A 12,881-nucleotide genomic window follows, 5' to 3' on the forward strand; every position below is an offset into this window, starting at 1 on the left:
GCCGCCGCACACTCACGCATCGACTCCGCGAACACCGGAGACGCATCCATCAACTCCCGCGCCATCCCCAACCACTGCGACCCCTGCCCCGGGAAGACAAACACCACCTTCCCCCGAGACCCCGCAATCCCCCGCACCACCTGCGGTACGGGATTCTGCTCCGAGAGAGCGCTCACACCCGCAACCAAAGACTCGCGGTCACCCACCACCACCGCACGATGCTCAAACACCGCACGAGTCATAGCCAGCGAGAAGCCCACATCCACCGGACGCTGGTCCCGCGCAGCCGTCAGCAAACGCCCGGCCTGCTCCTCCAGCGCCTCCGCAGACTTGCCCGACACCACCCACGGCACCACACCTGGAGCCTCCTCAGCCCTGGGAGGCTCGACGGGCGCCGGCGCGGCTTCCAGGATGGTGTGAGCGTTGGTGCCACTGATCCCGAACGACGACACACCCGCCCGACGCGGACGCCCCACTTCGGGCCACTCCGTCCGCTCCGTCAGCAGCCGGACATCACCGCTCTCCCAGTCCACATGCGACGACGGCTCATCCACATGCAGCGTCCCCGGCAGCACACCGTTACGAAATGCCATCACCATCTTGATCACACCGGCCACACCCGCAGCGGCCTGCGTATGACCGATATTCGACTTGATCGAGCCGAGCAGCAACGGCCGCTCCTCCGGCCGCTCCTGCCCATAGGTCGCCAGCAGCGCCTGCGCCTCGATCGGGTCACCCAGCCTGGTGCCCGTGCCATGCGCCTCGACCGCATCCACCTCAGCCGGAGCCAGACCGGCCGACGCCAGCGCCTGCCGGATCACCCGCTGCTGCGACGGACCGTTCGGCGCCGTCAGACCATTCGACGCACCGTCCTGATTGACCGCGCTGCCGCGGACCACCGCCAGCACCTCATGGCCAAGCCGACGCGCCTCCGAAAGACGCTCCACCACCAGCACGCCCACACCCTCGGACCAGCCCGTACCGTCCGCCGCCTCCGCGAACGACTTGCACCGGCCGTCCGCCGACAACCCACGCTGCCGGCTGAACTCCACAAATGTGCTCGGTGTGGACATCACCGTCACACCACCGACCAGCGCGAACGAGCACTCGCCCGACCGCAGCGCCTCAGCCGCCCAGTGCAGGGCGACGAGCGAGGACGAGCAGGCCGTGTCCACCGTCACCGCCGGGCCTTCGAGGCCGAAGGTGTAGGCCAACCGCCCCGAGACCACACTGCCCGCGTTGCCGGTGACCAGGTACCCCTCCACATCAGCGGGGAACTGCGCGGTGGGCGACGTGGTGTAGTCGTGATACATCGTGCCCATGAAGACGCCGCCGTTCCGGCCCTTCACGCTCGCCGGGTCGATACCCGCGCGTTCGAAGGCTTCCCACGACGTCTCCAGCAGCAGTCGCTGCTGCGGGTCCATCGCCAGGGCCTCACGCGGCGAGATCCCGAAGAACTCGCGGTCGAAATCGGCTGCTTCATGCAGGAAGCCACCATGCCGGGTGTAGCTGGTGCCCGCGTTCTCGGGATCGGCGTCGTACAGGGACTCGATGTCCCAGCCGCGGTCCTCCGGGAATTCGGAAATGCCGTCCCCGCCCGACAGCACCAGATTCCACAGATCCTCGGGCGACGTGACCCCGCCCGGATAACGGCACGCCATGCCGACGATCACAATCGGGTCGTCGGACACCGGCGTGGACACTCGTACGGGCAGCGCCCGATCGGCATCCGGGCCCTGACCCGTCAGCTCGGACAGGACGAACTGGGCAAGTGATTCCGGCGTCGGATAGTCGAAGATCAGCGTGGTGGACAGCCGTACGCCCGTCACCGCTGTCAGGGCGTTCCGCAGCTCGATCGAGGTCAGGGAGTCCAGGCCCAGTTCACCGAAGGCCGCCCGGGGGTCGATCGCTTCCTCGCCCGCATGGCCGAGGACGGCGGCGACCTGGCCACGCACCAGCTTCAGCACAGCCGCGCGCTTGTCCTCCGGGGTCAGTCCGGCGAGTGCCTCGGCCTGAGCCGCCGCGGTGCCGTTCGTCCCGGCCCCGCGCTCGGCATTCCTGCGCGCGGGGGGACGTACCAGACCGTGCAGGACGGTGGCGACCCGGTCGCCGGTTTCGCGCAGCCGCGCGAGGTCCAGGCGTAGTGGCACCGCGACCGTGTCGACAGCCGAGTCCACCATCGTGTTGAAGAGCGAGAGCCCCAGTTCCGCCGACAGCGGGGGCATCCCCGCACGCACCATCCGCTGCCGGTCCACGTCGCTCAGCGTGGCGGCCATGCCGCCATGGGTGGCATCATCCAGTTCCCAGGCACCCCATGCGAGGGAGAGCGCGGGCAGTCCGAGTGACCGCCGATGGCCGGTGAGGGCGTCCAGGCCGCCGTTCGCCGCCGCGTAGTTTCCCTGCCCGGGGTTCCCCAGGATCCCGGCGACGGAGGAGAACACCACAAAGGCCGACAGCTTGATGTCGCGGGTGAGTTCGTGCAGATGCCAGGCCGCATCGACCTTCGGCCGCAACACCGTGTCCAGCCGCTCCGGCGTCAAGGCGCCGATCACACCGTCGTCCAGCACACCTGCCGCATGGATCACCGCTGTCAGCGGATGCTCCACCGGGATCGAGGCCAGCGCACCGGCGAGCGCGCCGCGGTCGGCCACATCGCAGGCCACGACGCGTACGTCGGCGCCTTGGTCGGCCAGTTCGCCGACCAGTTCGCTCACGCCGTCGGCGGCCTCACCCCGGCGGCTGACCAGCATCAGCCGCCGTACGCCACGTTCGGCGACAAGATGCCGGGCCAGCAGCGCGCCCAGGCCGCCCGTGCCTCCGGTGATCAGTACGGTGCCCTCGGCATCCCACGGCCGTGCGGAGGAGCGTGTCACGGACAGTCGTGCCAGCCGGCCGACGCGTATCTCGCCCGCGCGGACGACGACTTGCGGTTCGCCGGTGGCCAGTGCGTCGGCCAGCGCGTCGGCGGACTGGGGGGTGCCGTCCAGATCGACCAGGACAAACCTGTCCGGGTGCTCGGACTGCGCCGAGCGCACCAGACCCCACACCGCGCCATGCGCCAGGTCCGTCTCGGCGTCGCGGGTGACCAGTGCCAGACGCGATCCCTCGAAGCGCGGGTCGGCCAGCCATTCTCGCAGCAGACCGAGCGCCGCAGCGGTCACCTCACGTACCGCCCCCGGCACATCCCGCGCTGTCGCCACGGGCATATGCGCTGTGACCGTCGCAGGTACGGGTTCGCCGTCCGCGAGCGTGCTGAGCTCCGCGAACGCGCCATCCGTACGACGTCCGGCGAAGGGCACCCAGTCCATCCGGAAGAGCGAGTCCCGGAGGGCCGGCTCCAGATCGTCACGGGGACTCTCCACCGCCCCCATCCGGCGCAGCACGAGCGACTGGGCGGAGGCCATGAGCCGGCCCTCGGTGTCCGACAGGGCGATGGAGACGGTGTCCGGACCGGTGCGTGTGAGCCGGACGTGTGCTTCCGACGCGCCTGTCGCGTGCAGGGAGAAACCGTTCCAGGCGAACGGCACACGGCCCACGCCGGGCTCGTCGAGGCCAAGGAACCTCGTGGCCTGAAGTACGGGGTCGAGCAGCGCCGGGTGCAGTGCGTACGAGTCGGGCTCGCCCGGCAGGGCGACTTCGGCGAAGACGTCGTCGTCCCTGCGCCACACGGCTGTCAGGCCCTGGAACTGCGGACCGTAGACAAACCCGTCCGCCGCACAGCTTTCGTAGAAGCCGTCGAGATCGACCGGCACCGCGCCGGTCGGCGGCCACTGTGTGTCCTGCGGCGCGTCCGGGTCGGCCGTGGTTCCGCGTGTGCCGAGGATCCCGCTGGCGTGCCGCACCCAGGGCTCGTTGTCCCCTGCGCGTGAGTACACCCCGAGGGTGCGGCCGGAGCGGCCGCCGATGTCCTCGGCGCCGCCCACGACCACTTGGATCCGCACGGCTCCGCGCGCCGAGAACGCGAGCGGCGTCTCCAGGGTCAGTTCATCGACGTGGTCACAGCCGACTTCGTCGCCGGCTCGCACGGCCAGCTCCAGGAAAGCCGTACCTGGCAGCAGGATCGAGCCCGCCACGACATGGTCGGCCAGCCATGGGTATGCGCCCACGGAGAGCCGACTGGTGAACAAGTAGCCGCCGGACTCGACGAGTTCCACTCCGGCACCGAGCAGCGGGTGGCCGGCCGAGGCCAGGCCCAACGCCGAGACATCGCCAGTCCGCTTCACCGACCAGTAACGCTGAGTCTGGAACGCGTAGGTCGGCAGGTCGACCCGGTGGGCGCCACCTCCGGCGGCGAACACCTCGCCCCACGTGACGGATATCCCTCGGGTGTGCAGCCGCGCGGACGCGGTAAGGAGTGCGTGCTCCTCGCCTCGCTCCTTGCGCAGTACGGAGAGAGCGACCTCGCCCCGCTCAAGGTTCTCGTCGGCCATGGCGGACAGGGTGCCGTCCGGGCCGATCTCCACGAATGTGGTCACTCCGGAGTCCACGAGCGCGCGCACACCATCAGCGAACCGCACGGTCTCCCGCACATGCCGCACCCAATACTCCGGATCACTCCACTCGTCCACGACCACGGCACCGGTCACCGTCGACACCGCGGCGATTGACGGACGACCGAACTGCAACCCCGCGACCACCTGCCGGAACTCCTCCAGCATCGGATCCATCAACGACGAATGGAACGCATGGCTCACCCGCAGCTTCCGCGACTTCCACTCCCCCCACACCTGAGCAACGGCCTCTTCCGTACCCGCGATCACCACCGACGCCGGACCATTCACCGCCGCCAACGACACACCCTCCGGCAACGGCACCACCTCCGCCTCCCCCGCCCCAACCGCCACCATCACCCCACCCGACGGCAACCCCTGCATCAAACGACCACGCGCCGACACCAACACACACGCATCATCAAGCGACAGCACACCCGCCACATGCGCGGCCGCGATCTCACCGATCGAATGACCCGCCACCACATCCGGAGCAATGCCCCAGGACTCCAGCAGCCGGAACAACGCCACCTCCAGCGCGAACAACGCCGGCTGCGTGAACTCCGTACGCCCCAACACCTCCTCATCATCACCATCCGGCAACGACAACCGCGCACTCACCGCATCAAAAACCTCCGCGAACACCGGAAAACGGGCATACAACTCCCGCCCCATACCCGCCCGCTGACTCCCCTGACCCGCGAACAGAAACGCGGTCTTCCCGGCGCGTCCCCGCGCCGTCCCCTCCACCACTCCGGCGGCGGGGACGCCCTGAGCAAGAGCCTTCAGCGATCCGAGCAGTCCGTCTCGGTCGGCTCCGACGACGGCCGCGCGGTGCGCGAAGGCGGTCCTTGAGGTGGCCAGCGAGTAGCCGATGTCCGCGGGATTGAGTGCCGGACGGTCGTCCACATGGGCGATGAGCCGAGCCGCCTGTGCACGGACCGCTTCCGGGGTCTTGGCGGAGAGCAGCCAGACCGTTTCGCGGGGCTCCGTCGCGGTGGGGGCCGGCGTGGCGGCGGGCGCCTGTTCCAGTACGGCGTGCGCGTTGGTACCGCTGATACCGAACGAGGAGACCGCGGCCCGTCGGGGGCTGCCCGTCTCGGGCCACTCCGTCGCCTCCGTCAGCAGCGAGACCGCGCCGCTGGACCAATCGATGTACGGGGACGGCTCCTGCGCGTGCAGCGTGCGCGGGAGCACGCCGTGGCGCATGGCCAGCACCATCTTGATCACCCCGGCGACCCCGGCGGCGGCCTGCGTGTGCCCGATGTTCGACTTCACCGAGCCGAGCCGGAGCGGCCGGTCCGCCGCGCGGCCCTGGCCGTAGGTGGCGAGGAGGGCTTCCGCCTCGATGGGGTCGCCGAGCCTGGTGCCCGTACCGTGGGCTTCCACGACGTCGACATCGGCTGCGGTGAGGCCCGCGGAGCCGAGTGCCTGGCGGATCACCTTCTGCTGGGAGAGGCCGTTGGGGGCGGTCAGGCCGTTCGACGCGCCGTCTGAGTTGATCGCCGTACCGCGTACGACGGCGAGTACCGGGTGCCCGCGCCGGCGCGCGTCGCTGAGGCGTTCCACCAGTACGAGGCCGATGCCCTCGGCGAAGCCGGTGCCGTCGGCGGAGGCGGAGAACGCCTTGCAGCGGCCGTCCGCGGCGAGTCCCTGCTGCCGGGCGAAGTCTTCGAAGATCTCAGGGGTCGCCATCAGGGTGACGCCGCCCGCCAGTGCGAGTTCGCATTCGCCGGAACGGACCGCCTGCGCCGCCAGGTGGAGGGCGACCAGGGAGGAGGAGCAGGCCGTGTCGACCGTGACGGCGGGGCCTTCCAGGCCGAGTGTGTAGGCGATCCGGCCCGAGGCGACGCTGGTGACACTGCCGGTCTCGGCGCTGCCCGCGTATCCGTTGTGTCCCATACCGGCGAATACACCGGTGCGGCTGGAGCGCAGGGACTCCGGGTCGATACCGGCCCGTTCGAAGGTCTCCCAGGCGACCTCCAGCAGCAGCCGCTGCTGTGGGTCCATGCCCGCCGCCTCACGGGGTGAGATACCGAAGAACGCGGCGTCGAACTGCGCCATGTCCGGCAGGAATCCGCCGAGCGGGGCATACGCGCTGTCGGGCAGCCAGCCGCGGTCGGTGGGAAACGCGCTCAGCGCCTCGCGGCCTTCGGTGAGCAGTTCCCAGAGTGCTTCCGGGGAGTTCGCTCCGCCGGGGTAGCGGCAGCCCATGGCGACGATCACGATGGGGTCGTCGGCGGCGTGGCTGACGGGAGCCGTGACGTCCGTGTGCTCGGCGGTGTCGACCCTGCTGTGCAGATAGCGGGCGAGGTCGTCGGGGGTGGGGTGGGCGTATACGAGGCCGGCGGGCAGGGCCAGGCCGGTGGCGGCGGTGAGGGCGTTACGGAACTCGACGGCGGTGAACGAGTCGAGGCCGAGTTCCCGGAACGTCTCCCGGGGCCCGATCTCGTCGGCCGACGAATGGCCGAGGACGGCAGCCAGCCGGTCACGGACGAGTTCCAGCGGGGCGTCCGCCCACCGCGTCCCGGGAGTGGACTCGGCGGCCGGGGCGGCCGGCGCCGGAGCCTCTGAACGCTCCCGGACCGGCGCCCGGTCCGGTGTTCCGGTCGCCAGCCAGTGCCTTTTGCGCTGGAAGGCATAGGTGGGCAACGGCACCCGTGTCGCCGGGACTCCGTCGAAGAAGGCGCTCCAGCGGGGGCTGACCCCGTTGACATGCAGCAGGGCCACGGCGGTGAGGAGGGTGTTCTCCTCGTCCCGGTCACCGCGCAGTACGGGCACCGTCACGGTCTCGTCGCCGAGGTTGTCCTGGGCGAGCGCCGAGAGTGTGCTGTCCGGGCCCAGCTCCACGAACAGGTTGGCTCCGGAGTCCCGGAGCGCATGGAGCGCGTCGGCGAACCGTACGGCTTCGCGTGCGTGCCGTACCCAGTACTCGGGGCTCCGCCAGCTCTCGCCCACCGGGCCGCCGGTCAGCGCCGACACCATGGGGATCGATGCCTCGCCGAACCGGAGCCCGGCGACGACCTGCCGGAAGCGGTCCAGCATCGGGTCCATCAGCGGTGAATGGAAGGCGTGGCTGACCCGCAGGCGGTGTGTCCTGCGGCCTTGGGCCGCCAGGGCGGCCGCCACTCGCTCGACCTCGTCCTCGGTCCCCGCGAGGACCACGGACGAGGGGCCGTTGACCGCGGCGAGGGACACGGTCTCCAGGTCCTCGACGAGTGGACCGGCCTCGGCTTCACCGGCTTCGACCGCGATCATCGCGCCGCCGGCGGGGAGGGACTGCATCAGACGGCCCCGTGCCGCCACGAGGGCGCACGCGTCGTCCAGGGAGAACACGCCCGAGACATGGGCGGCGGCGATCTCACCGATCGAATGGCCCGCCACGAGGTCCGGGGTGATTCCCCAGGACTCGGCCAGGCGGAAGAGGGACACTTCCAGGGCGAACAGCGCGGGCTGCGCGTACCGGGTCCGGTTCAGCTTCTCGGCCGGCCCGGTGAACATCACGTCACGCAGCGCCGAGAGTTCGGGGTCACAGCTCGCGAGGGCGGCGAGAACATCGTCCAGTGCCGCGGCGAACGCGGGGTGGCGGGCGTACAGTTCCCGTCCCATGCCGACCCGCTGGCTGCCCTGCCCCGCGAACAGGAAGGCGCTGGTGGCGGTGGCCGGTTCGGCGGTGGTGCCTACGGCGACTCCGGGCGCGTACCCGCTGTCGGCGAAGGCGCGCAGCCGGGCGACGAGCTCGTCGCGGTCCTTGCCCACGACCGCCAGGCGGTGGCCGAAGTGGGTGCGTGTCCGGGCCAGTGAGACGGCGATGTCGGTGTGCCGGACATCGGGGTGGGTGTCGGCGTACGCGACGAGCGCGGCGGCCTGGGCGCGGGCGGCGGCGGGGGTTTTCCCGGAGACGGTCCAGAGTCCGGGGGCGGTCCGCTCGGGGGCGGCTGCGTCGTGTGCGGTTTCCGGCGCTGTCTCCTCCGGCGCCGTGCTTTCGGGCGCTGTGCCTTCCGGCGCGCCGGACACGACGACATGGCAGTTGGTGCCGCCCATGCCGAACGAGGAGACCCCGGCCAGTACGGGCCGGTGTGGGGCCGGCCAGGGCTGTGCGGCCGTCACGACCCGGAGGTTCCAGTCGTCGAACCGGATCCGCGGGTTGGGCTGCTCGAAGTTGAGGCTGGGCGGCAGCTTCCGGTGTTTGACGGCGAGAGCTGTTTTGACCAGTCCCACGATGCCGGCGGCGCTTTCCAGGTGGCCGACGTTCGTCTTCGCCGAGCCGACCAGAAGCGGGGATCCGGCCGCCCGTCCGGTGCCGGGTACGGCTCCGAGCGCCGAAGCCTCGATCGGGTCGCCGACGGCGGTGCCCGTACCGTGCAGTTCGACGTACTGCACGTCCGCCGGGTCGATGCCGGCGTTACGGTAGGCGGCGGCGAGTACGGCTTGCTGAGCCCGCGCGTTCGGGACGGTCAGGGCCTCGCCGTCCCCGTCGTTGTTCACCGCTGTGCCGCGCAGCAGGCAGTAGATCTCGTCGCCGTCGGCGAGCGCCCTGGACAGCGGCTTGAGTACGACGAAGGCCCCGCCCTCACCGCGTACGTAGCCGTTCGCGCGGGAGTCGAAGGTGAAGCAGCGTCCGTCCGGGGAGAGCGCGCCGAACTCGCCCGCGGCCATCGTCCCTTCGGCGGCCAAATTCAGGTTCACTCCGCCGACGAGCGCCACGGAGGACTCCCCGCGCCTCAGACTCTCGCAGGCCATGTGCACCGCGACAAGTGACGAGGACTGGCCGGCGTCGATCGTCAGGCTCGGGCCGTGCACCCCGAGCACATGGGACAGCCGGTTCGCGATCATCCCGCGATGGACGCCGGTGACCGTGTGGTGTCCGATGCCGGGGCTCCCAGCCGCGAGACTGAGCAGGGCGTAGTCGTCCCACATCGCGCCGACGAAGACACCGGCCTGCTCGCCGTGGAGTGCTTCCGGCAGGATCCCCGCGTCTTCGAGGGCCTCCCAGCCCAGTTCCAGGGCGAGCCGCTGCTGCGGATCGAGCGCGGCCGCTTCCCTGGGTGAAATGCCGAAGAACGCCGCGTCGAACTCGTCGACACCGGTGAGGAAGCCACCCTGGCGCGTATACGGGTTGTCCGACGAGGCGGGCCCGGTGCCGTCGGACGCCGCCGTGTCCCAGCGCCCGGCCGGTGTCCCGGTAATCCCGCTTCGGCCCTCGACGAGCAGCCGCCAAAAGGAATGCGGATCGGGCGCGCCGGGCAGTCGACAGGACAATCCGACGAGGGCCACGGCCTCGGGATCATTGCTGTCGCGATATATCGGGTGACCTGTTTTATTCACAATGCCGACCTTGGCCGTGGCTCATGCGTAACTTTTCTCAACAAAGCAGAGGTGGTCAGGAAATGATGGCGCAACAAGCCGACACAAGAAGGAAACCAAGGCTCGGACGCGGGAGTTGATATTTTGGAGTTTCCACATTCCTCACCTCGCCGTCATGAGACCGCTTCCCACAAGTCACACCGCCCGGACGGCGGCCGCATACCCCAAACGGGCACTGCAGGCGAAGCGGTAATTACGGACACAAGCAGGATGTGCGGGACGCCATCTCCCTCCGCAACTAGGTCGGTTACATCAAAAAATAGACTCGAAACGATCACGAACGCAAGCGGACTCGGGGAGATGAGACCTTGCCCACATCGGACGTCTCCATTTGAACGATCGCACTGCGGATAACGTATTTGTTTTAGCCTCAAGTTCGGTCGGACACGGCGAAGATCCAGAGTCGCGGGAGTCGCGTCGCGGTCGCGCCCGCGCCGGGGATAAAGAGATGGGCAGAGGATGAACATCAAGGTTGTTCGGGCTGGTCGGGCATTGGCCGATCCCACCACCTACGCGGACGACAGCCGTTTGCACGACGCACTGGCGCTGCTGCGCCGCGAGGCGCCGGTGCACTGGGTGGAGGCTCCGGGCTTCCGGCCGTTCTGGGCGATCACCCGGCACGCCGATGTGATGGAGATCGAGCGGCAGCCGGAGCTGTTTCTCAACGCACCGAGGTCCGTGCTGGTCCCCTCCGCGATGGAGCGCTGGATCGCCGAACACGGCACGAACTTCCACACCCTGGAGTCGATGGACGGCACCGAGCACCGGATGGTGCGCGGTATCGGCGCCGACTGGTTCAACCCGCGGGCGATGCGCAGGATGGACGGCCGCGTCACCGAGCTGGCCAAGCGGTACGTCGACCGCATGCTGAGCTTCGACGGCGAGTGCGACTTCGTCACGGACATCGCGGTCCATTTCCCGCTCTACGTCATCCTGTCCCTGCTCGGCCTGCCCGAGTCCGACTTCCCGCGCCTGCTCTCGCTGACCCAGGAACTGTTCGGAAACGCCGACGCGGAGTCGGGCCGTGGCCGCGACCCCCAGGACTTCATCGCCGTGCAGCAGGACCTGTTCGGCTATTTCAACCGGCTGACGGCGGATCGGCGTGCGACGCCCACCGAGGACCTGGCCTCCGCCATCGCCAACGCCCGGGTCAACGGCGAGTACCTGTCCGACTTCGACGCGGCCTCGTACTACATCCTCATCGCCACGGCCGGCCATGACACGACCAGCGCCACCATCGCGGGCGGACTCCAGGCGCTCATGGAGAACCCGGGACAACTGGAGCGGCTGAAGGCCGATCCCGGGCTGCTGCCGTCCGCCGTCGACGAGATGGTCCGCTGGGTCACACCGATCAAGTGCTTCCTGCGTACGGCCGTCGAGGACTACGAACTGCGAGGCGTCACCATCCGCAAGGGCGACGCCCTGCTTCTGTCGTATCCCTCGGCGAACAGGGACGAGGACCTCTTCGACGATCCCTTCCTGTTCGATGTGGCCCGCACCCCCAACCGGCATCTGGCCTTCGGTTTCGGTGTGCACTACTGCCTGGGCGCGGTCCTCGCCAAGATGGAGACCAACGCGTTCTTCGCGGAGCTGCTCCCCCGGCTGGACTCCATCGAAGCGGCCGGCGCGCCTGAGCTCTCCGCCACGAACTTCATCGGCGGTCTCAAGCACCTTCCCATCCGGTACAAGCTGCGGCCCGGCGGCTCCACAAGCTCCTGACGACGGTCCCGTTCCCGGCGCGTTCCCACGGAATCGGTAGATGACACGGGCGAGGACAGCGCCGGGGCGGACGGGGCGCGAGCCCGGCGGACGCCCCGGCGGGCCTGCACGCGTGTGAGCGCCGTGCGCCAGGGTCACCACACCCCGGTCACCTTCCGGGCGTCACTTCGGTGGAGCGCCCCAGCGGACCGGGGCGATCTGCCGCGACATGATCGTGATCAGCTCGTACGCGGCATGGGAGGCGGCGACCGCCGTGATGTCGGCGTGGTCGTACGCGGGCGCGACCTCGACCAGATCCGCCGAGACCAGGTGACACTCCGTCAGCCCCCGGAGAATTTCCAGGAGTTCACGCGAGGTGAGACCGCCCGCCTCGGGAGTGCCGGTGCCCGGGGCGTGCGCCGGGTCCAGGACGTCTATGTCGATGGAGATGTAGAGCGGGCGCGTGCCGATGCGTTCCCGTAGCTGCTGGGCAACCTCGTCGACACCGCGTCGCATGACATCCGCCGCGGTGACGATCCCGAAGCCCATCTCCTTGTCGTCGTCGAGGTCCTTCTGACCGTAGATCGGACCCCGGGTGCCGACATGGCTGAGCGCGGAGGTGTCGAGGATGCCCTCCTCCACGGCACGGCGGAACGGCGTCCCGTGGGTGTACTCGACGCCGAAGTAGCTCTCCCACGTGTCGAGGTGCGCGTCGAAGTGCAGCAGCGCCACCGGGCCGTGCTTCTTCGCCACCGAGCGCAGCAACGGCAGCGCGATGGTGTGATCCCCGCCCAGGGTCATCAGCCGTGCCCCGGTGTCGAGAAGACCGTCGGCCGCCGCCTCGATCGTCTCCACCGCCTCATGGATGTTGTGAGGATTGGCGGCGATGTCACCGGCGTCGGCGACCTGGGAGAAGTGGTACGGATACACCTTCTGCGCCGGGTTGTAGGGGCGCAGCATCCGCGAGGCCTCTCGAATCGCGTTACCGCCGAAGCGGGCGCCCGGGCGGTAGGAGACACCCGAGTCGAAAGGCACACCCACGACCGCGATGTCCACGTCGGTGACCTCCTCCCACCGCGGGACCCGTCCGAACGTCGCCAGGCCGGCGAACCGTACCGTCCGCTCGGATTCCTCTGGCGCGCGAGGCGGGGTCATGCCGTTGGACATCTCGCTCATACCGCGGTACCGGTGCCTTTCCTCGATGTAAGAGTTCCCCATGCCGGTGGGCTTCCCCGCCCACGGCATGCCACAGGCGCGTGTGCCCGGACCGGACTGGCGGCTGGTCCGGGCCGGTTTCCTGATGCGTGGTGGTCATGTGCCCGGAGT

The 12,881-nt window shown here is 69.5% G+C and carries 3 protein-coding genes; 1 reads left to right on the forward strand and 2 read right to left on the reverse strand.

Features of this window, described 5'->3' with window-relative positions:
* Positions 1-9,767, reverse strand: a 9,767-nt coding sequence (locus ABZ707_RS32245) for a type I polyketide synthase (protein WP_360182079.1), incomplete at its 3' end; no start/stop codon positions are given.
* 582 nt (positions 9,768-10,349) lie between these two features.
* Here ABZ707_RS32245 and ABZ707_RS32250 point away from each other — a divergent pair.
* Positions 10,350-11,576, forward strand: a complete 1,227-nt coding sequence (locus ABZ707_RS32250) for a cytochrome P450 (RefSeq protein WP_360182082.1) — start codon at positions 10,350-10,352, stop codon at positions 11,574-11,576.
* 162 nt (positions 11,577-11,738) lie between these two features.
* Here ABZ707_RS32250 and speB read toward each other — a convergent pair whose 3' ends face one another.
* Positions 11,739-12,722 (reverse strand): agmatinase, encoded by a 984-nt coding sequence (gene speB / locus ABZ707_RS32255; protein ID WP_360182118.1) that lies wholly within the window; start codon positions 12,720-12,722, stop codon positions 11,739-11,741.
* Positions 12,723-12,881: the final 159 nt, after the last annotated feature.

The organism is Streptomyces sp. NPDC006923 (assembly GCF_040635655.1).
In the GTDB taxonomy this organism is placed as follows: Bacteria; Actinomycetota; Actinomycetes; order Streptomycetales; family Streptomycetaceae; genus Streptomyces.